This is a genomic window from Gelidibacter gilvus, assembly GCF_004115975.1.
Taxonomy (GTDB): Bacteria; Bacteroidota; Bacteroidia; order Flavobacteriales; family Flavobacteriaceae; genus Gelidibacter; species Gelidibacter gilvus.
The window spans coordinates 144,401-162,786 of sequence record NZ_SDDZ01000007.1 but is presented as its reverse complement, the minus strand read 5'-3'; the positions used below and the strand labels follow the sequence as shown (position 1 = coordinate 162,786).

20 protein-coding genes are annotated in these 18,386 nt (G+C 38.1%); 7 read left to right on the top strand and 13 right to left on the bottom strand.

Annotation, left to right across the window (positions count from 1 at the left end):
• Positions 1-2: 2 nt before the first annotated feature.
• On the bottom strand, positions 3-980 hold the full coding sequence (locus ESZ48_RS12880) for a D-alanine--D-alanine ligase (protein ID WP_129017900.1): 978 nt from the start codon (positions 978-980) through the stop codon (positions 3-5).
• A gap of 381 nt (positions 981-1,361) precedes the next feature.
• Between ESZ48_RS12880 and ESZ48_RS12875 the strand changes: the two genes are divergently transcribed.
• The 4 genes from ESZ48_RS12875 (at position 1,362) to yaaA (ending at position 4,755) form a co-directional block, all read left to right on the top strand.
• The gene (locus tag ESZ48_RS12875; RefSeq protein ID WP_129017899.1) at positions 1,362-1,928 is read left to right on the top strand and encodes a PASTA domain-containing protein; all 567 of its coding nucleotides are present in this window, start codon (positions 1,362-1,364) and stop codon (positions 1,926-1,928) included.
• On the top strand, positions 1,925-2,977 hold the full coding sequence (locus tag ESZ48_RS12870) for an RluA family pseudouridine synthase (RefSeq protein WP_129017898.1): 1,053 nt from the start codon (positions 1,925-1,927) through the stop codon (positions 2,975-2,977). The genes ESZ48_RS12875 and ESZ48_RS12870 overlap by 4 nt, the downstream gene beginning before the upstream one ends.
• Positions 2,978-3,313: 336 nt before the next feature.
• Positions 3,314-3,844, top strand: coding sequence for a hypothetical protein (locus ESZ48_RS12865; RefSeq protein WP_129017897.1), 531 nt, complete (start codon positions 3,314-3,316; stop codon positions 3,842-3,844).
• A 152-nt stretch (positions 3,845-3,996) separates the two neighbouring features.
• Positions 3,997-4,755: a peroxide stress protein YaaA gene (gene yaaA, locus ESZ48_RS12860; protein WP_129017896.1), complete on the top strand. Its 759-nt coding sequence runs from the start codon at positions 3,997-3,999 to the stop codon at positions 4,753-4,755.
• A 34-nt stretch (positions 4,756-4,789) separates the two neighbouring features.
• Here yaaA and ESZ48_RS12855 read toward each other — a convergent pair whose 3' ends face one another.
• Positions 4,790-4,921 (bottom strand): 30S ribosomal protein THX, encoded by a 132-nt coding sequence (locus ESZ48_RS12855; RefSeq protein ID WP_129017895.1) that lies wholly within the window; start codon positions 4,919-4,921, stop codon positions 4,790-4,792.
• Positions 4,922-5,023: 102 nt separating this feature from the next.
• Between ESZ48_RS12855 and ESZ48_RS12850 the strand changes: the two genes are divergently transcribed.
• The 3 genes from ESZ48_RS12850 (at position 5,024) to ESZ48_RS12840 (ending at position 7,390) form a co-directional block, all read left to right on the top strand.
• Positions 5,024-5,746, top strand: a complete 723-nt coding sequence (locus ESZ48_RS12850) for a PLDc N-terminal domain-containing protein (RefSeq protein WP_129017894.1) — start codon at positions 5,024-5,026, stop codon at positions 5,744-5,746.
• Positions 5,747-6,481 (top strand): uracil-DNA glycosylase family protein, encoded by a 735-nt coding sequence (locus ESZ48_RS12845; RefSeq protein WP_129017893.1) that lies wholly within the window; start codon positions 5,747-5,749, stop codon positions 6,479-6,481.
• Positions 6,482-6,592: 111 nt separating this feature from the next.
• Positions 6,593-7,390 carry a tryptophan-rich sensory protein gene (locus ESZ48_RS12840; protein WP_129017892.1) on the top strand — a complete coding sequence of 266 codons (798 nt, stop codon included), beginning with the start codon at positions 6,593-6,595 and terminating at the stop codon, positions 7,388-7,390.
• Positions 7,391-7,500: 110 nt separating this feature from the next.
• Here the strand turns inward: ESZ48_RS12840 and ESZ48_RS12835 are convergent, their stop codons facing one another.
• The 11 genes from ESZ48_RS12835 to ESZ48_RS12785 all read right to left on the bottom strand — a co-directional run bounded on the left by ESZ48_RS12835 (position 7,501) and on the right by ESZ48_RS12785 (position 18,346).
• Positions 7,501-7,782: a hypothetical protein gene (locus tag ESZ48_RS12835; protein WP_129017891.1), complete on the bottom strand. Its 282-nt coding sequence runs from the start codon at positions 7,780-7,782 to the stop codon at positions 7,501-7,503.
• A gap of 18 nt (positions 7,783-7,800) precedes the next feature.
• The gene (locus ESZ48_RS12830; RefSeq protein ID WP_129017890.1) at positions 7,801-9,600 is read right to left on the bottom strand and encodes a serine hydrolase; all 1,800 of its coding nucleotides are present in this window, start codon (positions 9,598-9,600) and stop codon (positions 7,801-7,803) included.
• Positions 9,601-9,943: 343 nt separating this feature from the next.
• Entirely contained in the window at positions 9,944-10,957 is a 1,014-nt protein-coding gene (locus ESZ48_RS12825; RefSeq protein WP_129017889.1) for a TQO small subunit DoxD, read from the bottom strand.
• Positions 10,958-11,032: 75 nt separating this feature from the next.
• Positions 11,033-11,389 carry a hypothetical protein gene (locus ESZ48_RS12820; protein ID WP_129017888.1) on the bottom strand — a complete coding sequence of 119 codons (357 nt, stop codon included), beginning with the start codon at positions 11,387-11,389 and terminating at the stop codon, positions 11,033-11,035.
• A gap of 178 nt (positions 11,390-11,567) precedes the next feature.
• Positions 11,568-12,215 carry an alpha/beta hydrolase gene (locus ESZ48_RS12815; RefSeq protein ID WP_129017887.1) on the bottom strand — a complete coding sequence of 216 codons (648 nt, stop codon included), beginning with the start codon at positions 12,213-12,215 and terminating at the stop codon, positions 11,568-11,570.
• A gap of 40 nt (positions 12,216-12,255) precedes the next feature.
• Positions 12,256-12,783 (bottom strand): DUF6933 domain-containing protein, encoded by a 528-nt coding sequence (locus ESZ48_RS12810; RefSeq protein WP_129017886.1) that lies wholly within the window; start codon positions 12,781-12,783, stop codon positions 12,256-12,258.
• A gap of 123 nt (positions 12,784-12,906) precedes the next feature.
• Positions 12,907-14,604 carry a gamma-glutamyltransferase gene (gene ggt / locus ESZ48_RS12805; protein WP_129017885.1) on the bottom strand — a complete coding sequence of 566 codons (1,698 nt, stop codon included), beginning with the start codon at positions 14,602-14,604 and terminating at the stop codon, positions 12,907-12,909.
• A gap of 202 nt (positions 14,605-14,806) precedes the next feature.
• The gene (locus ESZ48_RS12800; protein WP_129017884.1) at positions 14,807-15,220 is read right to left on the bottom strand and encodes a lipocalin-like domain-containing protein; all 414 of its coding nucleotides are present in this window, start codon (positions 15,218-15,220) and stop codon (positions 14,807-14,809) included.
• Positions 15,221-15,455: 235 nt separating this feature from the next.
• Positions 15,456-16,499: an endonuclease/exonuclease/phosphatase family protein gene (locus ESZ48_RS12795; RefSeq protein WP_129017883.1), complete on the bottom strand. Its 1,044-nt coding sequence runs from the start codon at positions 16,497-16,499 to the stop codon at positions 15,456-15,458.
• Positions 16,500-16,634: 135 nt separating this feature from the next.
• Positions 16,635-17,309, bottom strand: a complete 675-nt coding sequence (locus ESZ48_RS12790; protein WP_129017882.1) for an RluA family pseudouridine synthase — start codon at positions 17,307-17,309, stop codon at positions 16,635-16,637.
• A gap of 272 nt (positions 17,310-17,581) precedes the next feature.
• Complete coding sequence (locus tag ESZ48_RS12785; RefSeq protein ID WP_129017881.1) at positions 17,582-18,346, bottom strand: hypothetical protein; 765 nt, start codon at positions 18,344-18,346, stop codon at positions 17,582-17,584.
• Positions 18,347-18,386 lie beyond the last annotated feature (40 nt).

Below are 18,386 nucleotides of genomic sequence, written 5' to 3'. Positions count from 1 at the left end.
TCTTATTTTTTCAAACACTCTTCAATCGCATTTCCAAACAAATCCTTTAGACTAATGCCTGCAGCGGCTGCTTGTTGTGGTAAAATACTTGCTGCGGTCATTCCGGGAACCGTGTTAATTTCCAGAAAATGCGGTTCGCCATCCTTAAAGATAAATTCACTGCGACTAAAGCCTTTCATTTTTAAAATCTCATAGACTTTTTTGGCCACCGTTCTAACTTTTTCCTCTTGTTCTTCAGTCAACCTTGCTGGGGTTATTTCTTGGGACTGGCCTAAGTATTTAGCTTGATAGTCAAAAAAATCATTGTCGCTCACAATTTCGGTAATGGGCAGAACGGTCACTTCACCTTTGTATGTGATGACACCAACAGACACTTCTACGCCGTCTAAAAAGGATTCAATGATCACTTCATCGTCTTCTTTAAAGGCCACTTCCAGTGCTTTGTTAAATTCCTCCCTTTTGTAGACTTTACTGATCCCAAAACTACTTCCAGCTTTGTTGGCTTTCACGAAACAAGGCAAGCCCACTTTGGCAATAATGGCGTCTTCATTAATAGCATCACCTAGATTTACATAATAGGAGACTGCTGTCTTAATCCCATAAGGTTTTAAAGTGCTCAAACAATCTCTTTTATTAAAGGTCAAGGCAGCTTGGTACATGTTGCAACTGGTCTGTGGAATATCGAGCAGTTCCAAATACCCTTGCATAAAACCATCTTCTCCAGGAGTGCCATGTATGGCGTTAAATACACAGTCGAAATTGGTTTTGAGTCCATCAACAGAAATAGAAAAGTCATTTTTATCTATCGGATGTTCGGTGTTTTTGGCATCGACATACACCCATTTGTCTTTAAAAATATGGATGCGAAAAGCATTATATTTGGTTGGGTCAAGGGTTTCATAAACTACTTGTCCGCTTTTGAGGGAAATCTCGAATTCGCTCGAATAACCTCCCATGATGATGGCAATGTTCTTTTTCATATCTATTTCCCGCGAAAACGGGAATCTTATTTATTTCCCACGATCCCGATAACTGTCGGGAGGGAATCTTATTAATTAGAATTCATATTTGGTTTTAGAAACCTATCTTGCAACAAACAGAGGCATTTTTAATCACCACTAAAGTAGGCATCTAATTTAAGTTAATCTTTTCGGCTACAAATACACGAATACTTTTCTGGTAGTTTATAAATGCTTAAATAAAACTATTTTATTTCATGTATTGAAATAACAATATTTAGACGTTATAAAGGTTATACATTCGTAAATTAATGGACGATATTTCAAAACAAAAATATCACATTAAAAGGAAAAGAAAAAACGGTTGGATTTATATATCTTTGCCACTTATAACAAATTTTCATGAGTCTAATAAAATTTTTAACGAGTAAAGCATTTTTGAAACAAATTATACTTGCTGTTGTGGCACTTGTAGTGTTGTCTTTCTTAATGTTGAAGTGGTTAGATTATCGCACCAACCATGGGAGTTTTGTAACGGTTCCGGATTTGGCAGGAAAAACCATTGAAACGGCTGGAATCTTATTGAAAGATAATCAGTTGACTATGGAAATTCAGGATTCTGCAAACTATAATCCTAAATATCCTAAATATTCAGTAATTGAACAATATCCAAAAGCAGGAAACCAGGTAAAGGAAGATCGAAAAATATATTTGATCCTAAATCCATCAGGCTACCGCAAAGTGGAAGTGCCTATTGTGGTTGGGCGTACCTTCCGTCAAGCCAAACCAACTTTAGAAGCCATCGGTTTTGAAGTAGGCAGAATATCGTACATTGACGATATTGGTAAAGATGAAGTACAATCTATTTCATTTGAAGGCGAATCGGTCAAAGCGGGCGATTTACTGCCCATGACCTCCAAAATTGATATCGTTTTGGGGAATGGTAATAGAGGTATAGAGGAAGAATGATAGAAAACACTCCCGATTTAGAAGATCAAAACGATGACGACTTATATGAGCATTACGCATTTACAGCGGTAAAAGGTCAGAATCCATTGCGTATTGATAAATACCTGATGAATTTTATCGAAAATGCAACGCGTAATAAAATTCAGGCAGCTGCCAAAAACGGCAGTATTTACGTTAATGATATTCCAGTAAAATCCAACTATAAGGTCAAACCTTTTGATGAGATCCGAGTGCTTTTTGAGCATCCGCCTTATGAGTATTTGCTGACCCCAGAAGACATTCCACTTAATATTGTCTATGAAGATGATGACTTGCTCGTGGTCAATAAAGAAGCCGGCATGGTGGTGCATCCTGGTCATGGCAATTATTCGGGAACCCTTATCAATGCCTTAATTTATCATTTTGATAATCTGCCCAACAACTCCAGCAACAGACCTGGTTTGGTGCATCGGATTGATAAAGATACCAGCGGATTGTTGGTCATTGCCAAAACCGAAGCTGCCATGGCAAATCTGTCAAAGCAATTCTTCAATAAAACTAGTGAGCGCGAGTATATCGCGATTGTTTGGGGAAATGTCGAAGAAGACGAAGGTACTATTGAAGGTAATATTGGCAGACATCCCAAAAATAGATTGCAAAACACGGTGTATTTAGATGATGATGAAGGCAAGGGCAAGCCTGCCGTCACACATTATAAAGTTATTGAACGTTTGGGCTACGTGACTTTAGTGTCCTGTAAGTTGGAAACAGGTCGTACGCACCAAATCCGTGTCCACATGAAACATATTGGGCATACCCTCTTTAACGATGCGCGTTATGGTGGAGAGAAAATCTTAAAAGGCACTACGTTTTCAAAGTACAAACAGTTTGTTGACAATTGCTTCAAAATATTGCCACGACAGGCACTTCACGCCAAAACCTTAGGCTTTGAGCATCCTACAACAGGGAAGTTTATGAGTTTCGATTCTGAAATTCCACAGGATATGATGGAATGTATTGCAAAATGGCAACATTACGCCAAACATAAAGACATGGAACCGGAAGAATAAAAGGCCTTCGCCATAGCTTTTTATCACTATCGTTAATTCCGATCAAAGTTATAATTTCTGTTATCTTCCAATAAGCATCTAGTAGAACATGTTTTTACTAATCGTTTTCTTAGCGCCAGAATACCAGTTCTGTTGGGAATTTAAAATATCCCACTTCAAAACTACGTATTCAAGACTCCATAAGTATCACAAAAGAATAGATGTTAGCCCTTTATCGCAGTGTCACAGGTGCTTAGTGTTTTGTTTTGTATCTTTGCAGATAGGAAATAGGCACTATTTTGACGCAACCAAATGAATGTATTCACATCTCATCATTAACGTATAATATATAGAATTATGAGAAGTAAAATTTATCTTATTGCATTTTTGATGATCGGTGGCTTTGTTATTTCTTGCTCCTCTGATGATGATTTAAACTATCAAAATGACTTCGAAAAAAGCCGTGAAGCATGGTTGAATTTTAAAGAACAATCTGGAAATTCCTATAAATACACAGTTATCGGCAGTTCTTGGGTTGGTTTTTCATGGGAAACCACGATCACAGTAGCTGATGGAAAAGTAATTCAGAGGCATTTTAAGTATGTCGCTCCTGGTGATTTAGGCGATATTCCTGAGGAGGATGTTGAATGGATTGAGGATGGACAAGAAGTAGGAGGTCATAAAAATCAGGCTGCGGAACCCTTAACTTTGGACGATATCTATGCTAAAGCTGAAAGTGAATGGTTGATCAAAAGAAACAATGCCAATACCTACTTTGAAACTGGAAATAACGGAATGATCTCCAGCTGTGGCTATGTCATAAACGGCTGTATGGATGATTGTTTCATTGGAATTCACATTAATAATATAGATAAACTATCTCTTTGATTTGCCTATTAAGTTAGAAAATTCGGCATTTGTGCACGGAAAAAATGTTGTTGACAAATACGTCGCCTAGTTATTGCAATTTGATTCGTAACTTTGCATATTAAGAGTTGATTAATTCTAATAAAAAGATAGCCACTTTAGTGGGAAAAACTATGAAACTTGTATTGTCACCAGCGAAAACCTTAGATTTTGAAACGGAATTACCCACGGATGAAACCACGCAACCTGAGTTTTTAAAGCAATCAGAGCGTCTCAATAAAGTACTCAAAAAGAAATCGGTTAAAGCGCTATCAGAACTCATGGGGATTTCTAAAGATTTGAGCCAACTCAATTATGAACGCAATCAGGACTGGGAAATGCCATTTACAAAAGATAATGCAAGACCTGCAATTTATGCGTTTAGCGGCGATGTGTACCGAGGTCTGGATGCCTATACCATTCCGAAAAGTAAAATAGAGAAGGTTCAGGATACTGTGCGCATTCTTTCTGGATTGTATGGTGTTTTGAAACCGTTGGATTTGATGCAGCCTTACCGATTGGAAATGGGCACCAAATTAAGCATCGGAAAAGATAAGAATTTATACGAATTTTGGAAGGCCGATATTACAAAAGCTTTGAATGCCGAACTAAAAGATGACGAACTATTTCTTAATTTAGCAAGTGTCGAATATTTTAAAGCAATAGATAGGAAAACTTTAAAAGTTCCGGTGGTAGATGTGGATTTCAAGGAATTGAAAAATGGGGAGTATAAGACCATAGGAATTTATGCCAAATTAGCACGCGGCCTCATGACCCGCTACATTATAGATAATAATGCAAAGACCATTGATGACGTTAAGGGCTTTGACGTGGAAAACTACAGATTTCAAGAAAGGCTATCTGTAGAAAATAAATTGGTTTTTACGAGATAGCCTTATGATAATTGAATTAAAATCAACCCCACTTTTAAGCTTTAGATTTCTTTTCTAAATTTATTTTTTCAAGTGTTGTTGGTCTTTTCTTTATTCTAAGACGTTTTACGCCGTAAGATCCACGGTTGATTTTTCCTCGTCTCGTTTTTTTATCGCCTTTTCCCATGTTGTTTTTAGTTTAATTGTAGTTAAAATGAAGTAATCCTGAAGGTACTAAATTTTTAGAACTACAAACCGATACCTTCAGACTTTAATCATAATTTAACAGATGTATTTTTATTTTATTATTGCTTTTCAAGCCTTTTGTATCTATCATCTATTCAAGAATAGAAAATCATTCTATTGGATTCTTGCCATCGTTTTTTTGCCCTTAGTGGGCTGTCTTGCGTATTTGGTTACCCAAGTTTCCACAAAGAACAATCCTGAGAAAATACAGGACAACATAAAGAAGAGAATCAATCCTTCCAATAAACTAAAAGCATTGGAAGAAAAGCTTGACTTTGCTGACACTTATCTCCATAGGGTCAATCTCGCCGATGCCTATCTTGAGGCAAATGAATATTCCAAGGCCATTGAGCACTATAATATTGCCCTGGAAGACACGACCCAAAATGACTTCTTTGTAAAAGAGCATTTGATCAAAGCTTATTATAATATCAAAGATTTTGATCAGGTGATTGTACATAGTAAAGGATTGGAAAGCCATAAAGAGTTTGAAAAATCAGAAATTCCATTTCTTTATGGGATGGCTTTAGCAGAAAAGGGTAGAACTGAGGAGGCAGAAGCGCTATTAAAACTCATTGATAGGCCGTACTCTAACTATATTGAACGTGTGGCGTTTTCAAAAATGCTATTGAGCAGTGATAAAATCAACGAGGCGAAAGCTATTTTGAAGGAACTCCAAGTGGAAATGCAAAACATGACAAAAATGAACCGAAGTATTTACAAAGAGACCATCCTTGAAGTTGAGAAATTGAATCGTGGTTTGTAAATGTTTTTTCATCAGCATCCATATCCGCCATTTATTAAAAAGGATACCACAAAACTGATTGTTGGAACCTTGCCGCCGCCACGTTTTTCGGTAGGCGAGCTGTTGGAAAAGGATGTCGATTTTTGTTATGGTAGTTATTTCAATTCCCTTTGGCTTTTTATTGACAAAATCTATCACCTTGATTTGAGGTTTGACAATTCTGAAGAGGCCGTTATCCAGCGAAAGAACTTTCTAATAGAACATAAAATTGGGATCTGCGACATTGTTGAAAGTGCCGAACGTGAAAAGATAAACGCGTCCGATTTGGGCTTGACCAACATCCACTTACGCAACCTTATAGGCTATCTTCAAAAGTATCCCAATATTGACACCTTATTATTTACGGGCGGCAATAGTAAAAATGGCCCGGAATATTTCTTCAGAAAACAATTGAAAACTTATGGTTTGAAATTGGAAGTGGTGTCTGATGAGGTGCCTCGGATCCATAAATTTGAACTTCCGGTCGCACTGAACCCGGTAGATGTGCCAAACCTTCCAACGCCACCAAACGTATCATCTCAAGTAAATTCAACAAAGCTTAAGAGCAGAACCATCAAAACGGTTTCGCTTACTTCAGGATCTGGTGCTGCCAATATTTCCATCAGCAGAATGCCTTTATACCAACATCTAAAAGCCAAGAATCCCAATTTTAATACGTTCGATTTTAGAGTGCTTCAATACCGGGAGTTTATTTGAGTTAAAACCTCGATTGAATGTGTTAATTTATTGCAGCTTATTTCGTAGCTTCAATCTTTCATTAAAGAGTTGATTTTAATTTAACATGTCGCGATCCTGCAGAACATTCTTATGAAAAAAGTTTTACAAATTAGCAATGGTCTTGCGCTCGTTTCCACCGTTATCATCAATTATCTTTCCAATACCGGTGCCATTAATAACATGACTATTGGTGAAGTTTCACGTGATTTAAACTCACTTTTCACTCCGGCAGGCTACGCTTTTGCCATTTGGGGATTTATTTACCTATTGCTTTTGGGTTTTATCTTTTATCAAGGTCGAAGTCTTTTTGTTCCGGTAAGGAATGATGAGTTTGTACTAAAAATTGGCTGGTGGTTTGTGATTTCCTGCGTGGCCAATTCCGCGTGGGTGTTTTTATGGATTTACGGTTATACGGGGCTTTCCTGTGTGTTCATCTTTTTGCTGTTGTTCTCTTTATTAAAAATTGTCATGAACAATGATATGGAATTGTGGGATGCGCCCATTTCTGTGATCGCATTTTTATGGTGGCCTTTTGTCTTTTATAGTGGCTGGGTTACCGTCGCAAGTATTGCCAATGTGTCTTCTTATTTAACCAAAATAGAGTGGAGTGGCTTTGGAATGTCTGAAGAAGCATGGACAATTTTCATGATCATTGTGGCCTTAATAATTAATTTGATGGTCACTTGGACCCGAAACATGCGCGAATTTGCTTTGGTTGGTGCCTGGGCACTCATTGCCATTGCTTATGCGAATTATGAGCAGGAAGTCACAATTGCCTATGTGGCTGGCGGTGCTGCCCTTGTTCTAATTGCGAGCAGCTTGTTTCATGCCTATATCAATAAAGCTACAAATCCGATGGAGAAGTTGAAGGAGCATTTCAGTAAATAGACTTCGTGTTGTTTACCTTAACCCATATACTATGGATAACAAGATAAATTCAGTTAGTTTAGATTTTAACCAAAAGCATTTTGTTTTTAAGAATAGTCCTGAGTACGTATTTATAAAAGATAGGTATGGATCAGAATGCAAACGCTACAACAGATCACTATCAAGATCGTTAAGCTTAAAATGGTCTGTTTCCTTTGCTGTCGTTTGATTTTTTCACTAATGGTTTTTTTAAATACTTCCATTTCCATTACCGACAATTTAGGAAAGTCGTACTCGGAGCCGGAATTATAATGAGAATGAAAAGGTGTTTTTCCGAACTTTCCGGTGTTTTTATCTTTCCGTTCTTTCCGTCTTTGTAATGTGGCTTTGAAATGACTTAAACTGCCGTCCATAACATCTTTATTTCTGTTTTATTCTTTCTTTGCCTTAAATGTCCCATTTGGCTGAATAAGATTCATGTCCGTAATAGTATTGTCAGTTTCAAAAAACTCGATTTTAAAGCCATCGGCAACTTTTAATGAAAACTTATGTTTTTCTGTTGGCATCAGTTCATATTCTGGTTGCCCGGGAACAAAGAGGTAAAGTACTGTCTCGTTTTTGATGTAGATTTTTAAAGTGGTGCCCATCAAATTGTAATCGCCTACATACATTTCCAAATCGGCAGAGCTTACGTCTATAGTGTTTGGCGTACGCTTAAATGCGATTGGGTCAAGTGCTGCTTCCGTTTTCATGGCGACTTGAATGATATTTCCACCATCACCAGTTGCAAAGTTCAGACGCATGGTGCCTGAGGCAGTGGTGTCAATGCCAGTTTTGTTCACTTCATAAGGTTCAAAAACATCATAATGGTAATGTTTTAAATACAATTTTTTGCGTTTGAAATTCAAAAATAGGGAGTCGTTTATCACAACTATATTAAAACTGCCATAGCCTGCATTCTCATAACTTCCTGTATACTCTTGCATCACATGAGAGGGTCTGGTGTTTTTGACTTGAGTGGTTTCGCTGTCTTCCAGTTTCAATTCGGTTTCCATCTTTTTTGCTTTTTCCTGAGCATCAACAAAACGTTTGACCCAATCTGTGGTTTTTCCACCCAAGAGTCTATCTGCAATGGTATTTCTTACTAAGCTGGGCACTGAAGAACCATTTTGATTTGCCAAGACCACAATCCCTAATTTATCACTCGGAAAAAAAGCGGCACTTGCTGAAAACCCATCAATATTACCACCATGTTCTACGCGATAATGTCCTCTGTAGGACATGGTCATCCAACCATACCCATAATTGGCGAAAAACAGATCGGGGTTTTCTTCTTCGGGTAAAGCGGCATTCATCACCACTTGAGAACTTATGGCTTCATTAATATAGGCTTCAGATAAAATCTCTTGGTCGTTGTGTTTTCCTTTATTGATCCACATTCTTAGCCATTTTGCCATATCGTTGGCACTGCTGTAAATGCTCCCGGCTGGGCTCATGCCTGAAATGTCGTAATAATCCATTTTGCTGATTTTACCATCTTTCTTGAGTTCATAGCCAAAGGCAGCATTGTCGGTTTTTTGCAATTCGCTCAATAAGGTTTGTGAGCGCGACATCCCCAAAGGTTCGAAAAATCGCGTTTTGATATTTTCTTCCCAAGATTGGCCCGTAATTTTTTCTGCAATGACCCCTTGTGCCAAAAACATAAAATTATTGTAGTGCCATTCCTGTCGGATACCCGTAAAAGGTTCTTGATAGGCAATCCGAGCAATGAGACTGTCCTTATCTGCCGATGGAAACAAATACCAGCTTAAATCATGGCGTGGCAAGCCTGTGCTATGACGCATCAAGTCTTTGATGATGACGTGATTGTTTAAATTGTCATTATAGAATTTTAATTCGGGAATGTGTTTTAAGGGACTGTCGTCAAAAGATAATTTGTCTTCAGATCTCAATTGCCCTAAGATAGCCGAGGTAAATGCTTTTGTGGATGATCCAATGGCGAAAAGCGTATTGGCATCTACAGGTGTTTTATTTTCATAATCGCTGTAACCAAAGCCCTTTGAGTAAATAATTTTGTCACCATCCACTACGGCCACTGCAAAACCAGGTGCTTTTGTGACTTCAAGAATAGTGTTGAGATCTTTATCAAGACCTTTAAGACGTTTGTCGGTTTGTGCGTAGGTAGAGGTGAAAAGGGCGAGACAAAAGAAAATACAAATGAATTTTTTCATGACCTATTGGTTTGGTTGATTACTTAATCAGTAGTTTTATATCTGTAAAAGTTACGTATTTCGTGGAAATAGTTAGCTATTCACCGCCAAGTATCATGAATTTATATCGTTGTGTGTTAGAAACAAAGGTGTATAATGAACAGGTGGAAGGATAATAAAGTAGCTATTTCAACGCATTTCAAGGTCAAGATGTTTTGCCTTTGTGATCTCGAATCGAGCAATAACGCCCTCAAGAATAGACGTATGAAGACTTCTGTACGACATCTCAATTGGTTTATTCATTAAAAAAAAGCCTCCCAAAAAATAAGATAGACTTACGTTTTAGAAGGCTGTTTATAATGTACTATTTAATAATCAAATGCTCCCAATTGGCACCACTGATATCTGTTATTTTTAAAGTGTATTCACCTTTTGGAAGGTTTAGGAGCACTTCATCTTTAAACTTGATATTGGCCTTTGCGCCTAAGGGAATGATAAGGCTGTGAGCGCCCGGTTTTACTTTGGCAATATAATAATTGTCAATTAAGTTCTTATCCATGCTTGCCAAATCATCTTTTTGGTAACTAATGACTGTATTGCCCTGAGTATCTGTTAGGGTAATATCAATCATCCATGCGCCGTAAACATCTACGCCTTCCGTTCGGTAAACGTCAAATGAAAGTCCGTTACCATCAATTTTACCCTCGGTGATTTCAAGTTTTGGCTTGACTGATTTATTGTGCAATGTTCCCCAAACGCCACCATGGAAAACTTGATTGGTATAAAGGGTCAATCCAAAAATAAAAAGTGCTCCCACCAAGACTATTTTCGGGAATAGGCGGTCTTTAATTGGCAAAACGCCAGATCCTAACCAGGCAAACCATTTCTTTTTGGTAAAGGCATAATTCTTTTTCATGAAGTAATTATCCATTGAATATTTGCCGCTTCCGGTTAAGAAGAGCATAAAGCCCGTGGCAATCCCCAGAACGCCAATTTGCCATTCATCCAAGCAGGTCGTGCCAATCCATCCGGAACCTAATAGAATGCCCATTGCTAATCCGAAGACACCTATACTCATAAGTCGGGTGAAAAATCCAAAAATCATTAACAAGCCTACAATACCTTCAATAATGGTAAAACTCACCATGGCCCAATAAAGGCTGTCAGGATTTTCGACCAAATACTGAATGATGGGTTTAATTCCTAAAGCATTAGGAAGGAAATTATTGAACTTCTCGCCGATATACCCGGCAACTTCTGGATCTAATTTATTGGCTAAAATGACTCTTCGGTAAAAAGCTGAAAAGTAGGTCCAGCCTATGACCATTCGTACTGCAAGCGCTAAAAGCCCTGCATCGTTTTTAATATGTGTTTTCATTGTGTTTATCTCAAATGTGGTTACTAATTTCTGTTGGCTATGGTTGGATAATAGCCGTGCTATATAAGAAATTAGTTAGAGATGCACTTTGAGATTCTGATAGAGAATGTAGTAGGGAATACGTGCCACAGATTTACTCTTATCCGTAAACTGTGTGATTGGATGTATTGATAAATCAACATCACTAAGGAGTTGCGGATTTGTATCAAGGATTGCTGGAGCAGTTTGCTGCACAGTCTTTGTGATTGAAACTGCCCATTCAACATCTTCATAAACCTGGCAGACACTTTTGTTTGAAACCTCAGTAGGTGGCATTTCAAGTGCTGTTTGAACCGACTTCCTGACCTTGCAAGGTGCAAGCAGCAGCAACGTCATCAGCCCGATTAAAGAGACCAAGGTCAATGCTTTTTTTATGTGCAGGTTTTCTTTCACGCGGCAAAGATAGCCCTATTTTTAACACCTAACAATTTAGGAATGTCGTGTGTTAAAATCAGTGCTAATCAATAGAATTAACGATACAGTTTTGCTATTACACAGAGGTATACAAAGAGGCTTCTACTCCAATAAGGGCAAATCTTAAACCTGTTGTAGAAGTTGTATCTAAATAAAATCAGTCCTCGAAATTATAATTCCCTTTGGCCCATTTCATTGTAGGTTGCATCCATTCGTCCATTGGTTGAAACAAGAACCCATGACCCAAACCCGTATGCAGTTCAATTTCTTTGAAATGTTCTATATAACAAGTGGAGTTTTCTTTGCGTTTTACTGCCGAAACACCAAAAGGATCAGAAGCTTCGTAAATAGTTAAAATATGACCGCAATAGTTGATGTTAGGTAGATCTTGAAGATCATTTTTCCTGAAACTCGCGATAAATACAAAATTTAAATATTTATTATTGGCAAGGGTCGAAACATATTGGGCAATATAGCCGCCTTTTGAAGTACCTACAATCGTTATGTTTTTAGGGGAGATACCTTTTTGAATTAAACTGTTAATTTGCGCAGTGACTAAATTAGCATATTCACGAGCATTGACGTTTCCATTTCTTTGTTCGCTGATTACGGTGAATCCATTATCTTTAAATTCTTTGATGATTTCAAAATATGCCGTCTTACCGTATTCTGGATGAGATTCATTCAGATCATGGGTTTCCAAAAACCGGTTGTGAAGTAAGAAAATGTAGCGTTCATCGTTCTCTTTAAGGCACGATAATGATATAGCACACAATAGAATTCCGATGCCTACACTTATTTTCATAAGAGTTTTTTTAACCGATCGAGGTTGATTCAATTATATTTTAAAAATTTAAAAGTAATTTCATAGCATCTGTAGCTGTGGTGTAGTCAGACTTCTTTTTACCAGCACCAAGGTGAATGATCATTCTGTTCATACGACTGCTCAATTCTTTCATTGGCATATCTTCTAAACTTCCAAATTGATAGTGCCATAATCTCAAGTCTTGAAGTCGGTGGTTTTGAAAACCTGTGGTCTTCTTGTCGTTATCCGTTGGTAAAAAATCCAATCCCCCAATAAGTGATTCAATTCTTTCAAAATCGGTGATCATTCCGTCATAAACTAATTGCCCGTAAAATGCATTTTTGAAGATGTCTTCAATGTTTCGTAAGTCGGATGCTTTTATGTCTGTCAAAATAATGACATACTGAGTTCTGGCATTTGAAATTAGCCAACATTTTTTGCGGTCAACATAGAAAATAGTGGCATTCCATTTCCCCAAAATGCCACAGACCTCGCCGGAGCTTTGTGGCTTAACTATTTTTTTGATTAGTTTTTCTAGTTTTTTTGTAGTGTGGATTGGTGTGCGCATGTTTTTTTAAGAGTTGATAATGGCTTTTTTAAGTTCGAAAGTTGGAGTTCTTAACTTGAATGCATCTTAATTTCAAAAATCAATTACGCTAGAACAATTGTAACTAATGTTAAGTTGCAATAGTTAATATCCCACCGCACCACCATCCGGACTCGATGAATCCGCTGCGCCAATATAAACGTCGCCATCCGTAGGAATCAAAATACCCATCAAACGGCCTAAGTTGTTTGTGCCTTTAAGTGTATGGCCCATTTGTATCAGGTTCAATTGCGTGTCTGGCGACATCAAGTCCTTTTCAAAGGTGATTTGATCAGGAAACCACTGATGGTGGATTTTCATAGCTTCAATAGCTTTTTCAATAGGCATGTCATAAGCAATGACGTTTAAAATGGTTTGAAACACCGTATTGATAATGGTTCTCCCACCCGGACTGCCGATCACCAAATAAGGCTTTCCGTTTTTGGTAATAATCGTTGGGCTCATGCTGCTCAACATCCGTTTTTCGGGTTGGATTATATTCGGATTCGTGCCAATCAACCAGCCCGTATCGGTATATCCAGGTTGCGGATTAAAGTCGCCCATTTCATTGTTAAAAATGAAGCCAAGCTTTGGTGAGCCCAATCCTGATCCATAAGATTGTTCAATGGTATAAGTAAGGGATACGGCATTTCCTGCTTTATCTACGACCGATAAGTGCGTCGTATTTGGGCCATCATAAAGCTGACCAAATTTTAACGAATCGCTCACAGATGCTCTGTTCATATCGATATTCTCATAACGCATTTTTGCAAATTCTTTTGAAGTCAAGCGCTCCAACGGCATTTCCAAATTGAAATCGGGATCACCAAGATGTTCCGCTCGGTCGGCAAAAGCACGTCGCATGGTTTCGGCAACCAAGTGCACATATTGGGTGGAGTTAAAAGGAATGGAATCCAAATTGGCTTGCTCCATAATGTTCAGCATCTCAATAATCGCAACACCTCCAGAACTTGGTGGTGGCATAGAAACAATACCATAGTCTTTATAGGTTCCTGTAATCGCTTCGCGTTCTATGGCATCATATTTAGCCAAATCTTCAAGAGTAATGATCCCACCATTCGCTTTCATAAATGAAGCAATTTCTTGGGCAACAGCACCTTTGTAAAAACCATCTTTACCTTTGTCACGAATCAGTTTTAAGGTTTCGGCTAAGTTCTTCTGAACCCATAATTCGCCAAACTTGACCACTTCTCCGTTTGGTTTTTTATAATAATCTTTCAAAAACTGAGGTTTTGAACTTGAACTCGCATTGAAGTTCTTAGCATGCTCAGCAAGGGCATAAGAAAGTACCACGCCTTTTTCGGCTAAATCCACAGACGGTTGGACTAGATCTTTCCAAGGCAAGGCTCCATATTTTTGATGGGCTAAATATAAACCGGCAACAGTTCCGGGTACGCCAACAGATTTTAAACCTTCATGATTGCTGCCTTTGACGAGGTTTCCTGAGCTATCTAAAAACATCTCTGCAGTAGCCAGCAATGGCGCTTTTTCTCTAAAATCGATGGTTGTTGATTTGCCAGTGGCGTCCGTATAAACGATAAATCCGCCACCACCAATATTTCCAGCTTGCGGATGGGTTACGGCAAGTGCAAAAGCTGTGGCAATAGAGGCGTCAATAGCATTGCCTCCTTTTTTTAGAATGTCTGTACCAACTTGTGATGCCACGGCATTATCAGAAACGACCATGCCGTTTTGGCCGTAGGTTTGACTGAAACTATCCGTGGAAATTATAAATGTTGCCAACAAAAGGCCGATGATAAATGAGGTGTTGATGTGTTTCATGATAATGTTTCTATGATGTTATGACGAATGTAAGGATTTTTTCAACCTCTAATTTAGGAAATAAATAGGCGAATGAAAGTTTTTATACCAATAAAGGAAACAATCGTTGGTTCTGTTTGATTTTTTTGGTGACAACTTATCCAGAAACAAAAAAACCGAAGTTATGAACTTCGGTTTTGTCATGTGGACTTATAACAAGAGTTTAGTTTTTCTTTTCTAAAGTTGTCGTAAGATCTTGGCTTTTCAATATTAATTTCGATTCTGAAATTGATTCAATGGACATGATCACATCATCTCCATCGCCCAAATCTATCCGCAGTTTCTTATCATTATCTATGAGCGTGTATTTAACAACTGATGTTCCATCAGATTGACATTTACCGTCATCACCTGTATTAAAGGATTCAGAAATCAAGGTGTCTTGAGTTGTAAAATGAAAATAGGACATTTTCATACAATTGTCCAAGGTGACACCTGTAGTGGAAGTAATTAACCATTTTCCAGACATTAAAAGTTCGTGGGCAGTTGGCTGTGGCGCTGGGCTGTCGTCGTCACTGCTACAGTTGAAAGTGAGCATGGCCACCAATACAAGTGTTAAAATCTTAAATTGTTTCATAATTAATAATGATTTAGGGTTAAATTGTTTTATTGGTAGTTCTTACATCTTTTTCTTGTAAGAATTCCACTATAAAAATACACATTAAAGCCTTCTTAGCGCCTTTTAATGTGTGGATGGTCATTTTTCGTGTATGGTTGGTGCTTTTTTGCGGATAATTGGTTGTACCAACCCAGCCCTATGGTCCGTTCTTTATTAGTTGCAATAATAAAAATCAAAAGCGGATTAAAAAGGGTCAATTTGTAATCTTAAAAACAGCCAACACGTTTTTATGATCCGTCGGCCAAATCCCATCGGGTGTTTCAATAGGATCCTTTGAGGTTTCCAATTGGCGTTTATTCCGAACAATAGAACCTTTTGGTCCAATGACCCTGGCATCCATAAGTTGTAGTTTATCAGATGGCAGATAAAACATATAATCAATCCGATCTCTATCATCTGCGTCCGGTGCCCAAGCCAGTTTTTCAATCGGTACCAAAGGAGTATCGGCTGGAAATGTAAATCCTGGGTGCGTTACAGGGTTCGGAAATATTTTGCGATAGGTATCAATAAAGCCTGCTTTGTCCAGTTCCAAGGTATTGTGCCATGGCATGACGACGCCATTATGATCATAGAGGTCTTTAGTGGCTTCCGTCCAGTCCAAAAAAGATGGTTCGTTAAGATCGCCACCAAAAATCACCAATCGCCCGAGCGCTTTTTCTTTCATGGCGTCTGTAATTAAGGCGCTAATGGCCTCATCGCGCCTAGAAGCTAAATTATCAGCTGCAATAGTTAGGGAATCCGTGATGATATGGTCTAACTTTTCCCAAGTAGAACTGTGATAACCCCTTGGTAAATAAAGGCTGCAATGGCGATAATCTAAATGCGCGCTATAAAATGCGATGTCGATGTTTTTAATCTTTATGATTGCTTTTGTAACGGAACCTTGGTCGTTTTTTAACGGGTACACCGCGGTTTGGGAAAGGATTGGATAGCGCGAAAGAATACCAGAATCTTCACTTCGCTCTGAATAATAAGTGTGTCCTTTTTCTGCCAAGGCTTTAACCAAATGTTCCGCAAGGCTCTCTGCGTCATAATTTCTGACCTCACTCAAGGCGATCAAATCGGCATCTGTTCGAATGACCTCGTTAATAATGGCATCAAAACCACCGGGAACAATAGTGCCTTCTTGCCAAATATTAAACTGTAAAACTTTTAAGGACTGTTCGTTTTTTGACGTACAGGAAAAGGTGAGGGCAAGAAAAAGATAAAAACTTAGATAGTAAACAGTTCTAAACATTAGTGGTAGAATTTTAATGAAAGCTAGAAAGGTAACAAGATTTTTTTATTCTTTTAAACTTCTGATTATTTGTGGGGAGGATGTTCGTGTTGAAAACTTCAGCAAGGTATAGAGTCTGTGGTATGCGTTTTCCTACTAAGTTGAAAGCGATTGGAATTTCCAAAATGCGTTTTTTGGCGCCTTTGCTTCCAAGGTGATGGGTTCTTTGGATCCTGAGGTTTGATAGCTTAATTTATAAGCATGAAGACAAACAGATAGCGGGAAGTAGCTTTGATCTGAGCCATATTTGTCATCTCCAATAATAGGCAGACCTATATGCGCCAATTGCGCTCTTATTTGATGGAACCGCCCAGTTTTTGGCTTGACTTCTAACAGATATCCAAACTCATTTTTGCCGATAACTTCATAAGAAAGCATACAGCTTTGCGAATCCTTTGATTTTGATTGGACGATATCTGCTCTTTTTTCGAGGGTGTTTTTAACGAGAAAATTTGTTAAGTTATCTTTGTCCTTTTGTGGTTTGTTTTTAACAATGGCCAAATACGTTTTTTGAACTTTTCGACTGCTAAAGAGTTCATTAAATTCCACAAGAATACTTTTTTTCTTGGCGAAAATCAAGATGCCACTGGTCACACGATCCAAGCGATGTATGACGCCAACATAGGGCTTTGGTTTTTTCTTTAATAAATGCTGGTATACTTGGTCTTCAACGGTATTGCTCTCGTAAGGGCTTTTTTCACTGATAAGTCCAGCTGATTTATTGACAACTATATAATCGTTGTTTTCATGTACTATTTCAAGTTTGGACATTTGCAGTGCTCTTTTTATTGTTCAATATAGGATGAATGCGATTAAGAAGGCGTCCATACAAAAATAGGCTTATAGTTACAATATGTTTAAGAGGTTGCCCGATTTTTTGTTTTATGAAGTTTAAGTAGCGTAACTATCGGTAACGTTATTGTGCAGAAATTTGAGCTTATAAATCGAACTGTCTAAAATGAAGCAACATAAATAATCGTTCTTGATCTCCTTTTAGCTTAGATATTAGTGTTTTGAAAACTGAAACTTTATTAAGTAGTGTCTTAACCTTTTTTTAAATCCACTAACCAAAAGTTCACTTTAAGACCGTTCAGCAATTCGTATTCCATTCTCACAAAACCGTAGAGATCGGAAAAATAACTTGTCAGTTTGGTCGTACCAATATCCGAGGTGGCAGAACTTTCTATGACAAAACATTCTAGGGTTCCAAAAACCGTTTTAATCTTTTCCATTTTGCTTACTTTGTAATGGTGAGAGAGTAACAAAGGCTCTTCCCAGGTTCCCCAAAGCGCATTGCTCCAGTTTTTCCCAATGGCCATTTTATCTGACCATTCTGCGCCCACTTTTAAAGGTTTTTTTACGAATGGAAACGGTGCGGTTTGCAGGGCGTTAAAAAACCCTGTTCGGATAGGGCGGAGCCAAATGTTGTTGGAATTATCTACCAATCCAGTTAAACTCATGCCCGTTGCCAACGGATCTTGAATATAGGAGACCTCCGTTTGACCTTCGTTGGTTCTTTCTTCATCTGAAACTTGTTGTACCACCAATCGGATTTTGTCCACTTCAATATCTGCAGTAGCTAAAGGCACCAATTCAAATTCGGCATGTTCATACATGCCTTTATTGGTTTTGAGTTTCAATACTTTGCCGTCCTTGATGATTTCGTAATCAAATATATAAGCGTTTCCCACCAAATACACCTCATTGGAAGCGTCAATGTTGTTCGTGTCCATAACGACTGTATCGTAGTGTTGGGCGACACTAATTTGGAAAACAACTAGGAATAATAGGGTCAGTTTTTTGGTCATGACGATTTTTTAATGTCTTTCGTAGGATTTTTAAAGATAA

What these genes read in the sequence shown, in the direction of transcription:
- ESZ48_RS12830 (WP_129017890.1), bottom strand. Translation starts at nt 9,600, where the DNA reads ATGAAAAAATTCATTTGTATTTTCTTTTGTCTCGCCCTTTTCACCTCT.
- ESZ48_RS12875 (WP_129017899.1), top strand. Translation starts at nt 1,362, where the DNA reads ATGAGTCTAATAAAATTTTTAACGAGTAAAGCATTTTTGAAACAAATT.
- ESZ48_RS12840 (WP_129017892.1), top strand. Translation starts at nt 6,593, where the DNA reads ATGAAAAAAGTTTTACAAATTAGCAATGGTCTTGCGCTCGTTTCCACC.
- ESZ48_RS12800 (WP_129017884.1), bottom strand. Translation starts at nt 15,220, where the DNA reads ATGAAACAATTTAAGATTTTAACACTTGTATTGGTGGCCATGCTCACT.
- ESZ48_RS12835 (WP_129017891.1), bottom strand. Translation starts at nt 7,782, where the DNA reads ATGGACGGCAGTTTAAGTCATTTCAAAGCCACATTACAAAGACGGAAA.
- ESZ48_RS12845 (WP_129017893.1), top strand. Translation starts at nt 5,747, where the DNA reads ATGTTTTTTCATCAGCATCCATATCCGCCATTTATTAAAAAGGATACC.
- yaaA (WP_129017896.1), top strand. Translation starts at nt 3,997, where the DNA reads ATGAAACTTGTATTGTCACCAGCGAAAACCTTAGATTTTGAAACGGAA.
- ESZ48_RS12870 (WP_129017898.1), top strand. Translation starts at nt 1,925, where the DNA reads ATGATAGAAAACACTCCCGATTTAGAAGATCAAAACGATGACGACTTA.
- ESZ48_RS12855 (WP_129017895.1), bottom strand. Translation starts at nt 4,921, where the DNA reads ATGGGAAAAGGCGATAAAAAAACGAGACGAGGAAAAATCAACCGTGGA.
- ESZ48_RS12850 (WP_129017894.1), top strand. Translation starts at nt 5,024, where the DNA reads ATGTATTTTTATTTTATTATTGCTTTTCAAGCCTTTTGTATCTATCAT.
- ESZ48_RS12790 (WP_129017882.1), bottom strand. Translation starts at nt 17,309, where the DNA reads ATGTCCAAACTTGAAATAGTACATGAAAACAACGATTATATAGTTGTC.
- ESZ48_RS12865 (WP_129017897.1), top strand. Translation starts at nt 3,314, where the DNA reads ATGAGAAGTAAAATTTATCTTATTGCATTTTTGATGATCGGTGGCTTT.
- ggt (WP_129017885.1), bottom strand. Translation starts at nt 14,604, where the DNA reads ATGAAACACATCAACACCTCATTTATCATCGGCCTTTTGTTGGCAACA.
- ESZ48_RS12785 (WP_129017881.1), bottom strand. Translation starts at nt 18,346, where the DNA reads ATGACCAAAAAACTGACCCTATTATTCCTAGTTGTTTTCCAAATTAGT.
- ESZ48_RS12815 (WP_129017887.1), bottom strand. Translation starts at nt 12,215, where the DNA reads ATGAAAATAAGTGTAGGCATCGGAATTCTATTGTGTGCTATATCATTA.
- ESZ48_RS12810 (WP_129017886.1), bottom strand. Translation starts at nt 12,783, where the DNA reads ATGCGCACACCAATCCACACTACAAAAAAACTAGAAAAACTAATCAAA.
- ESZ48_RS12795 (WP_129017883.1), bottom strand. Translation starts at nt 16,499, where the DNA reads ATGTTTAGAACTGTTTACTATCTAAGTTTTTATCTTTTTCTTGCCCTC.
- ESZ48_RS12825 (WP_129017889.1), bottom strand. Translation starts at nt 10,957, where the DNA reads ATGAAAACACATATTAAAAACGATGCAGGGCTTTTAGCGCTTGCAGTA.
- ESZ48_RS12880 (WP_129017900.1), bottom strand. Translation starts at nt 980, where the DNA reads ATGAAAAAGAACATTGCCATCATCATGGGAGGTTATTCGAGCGAATTC.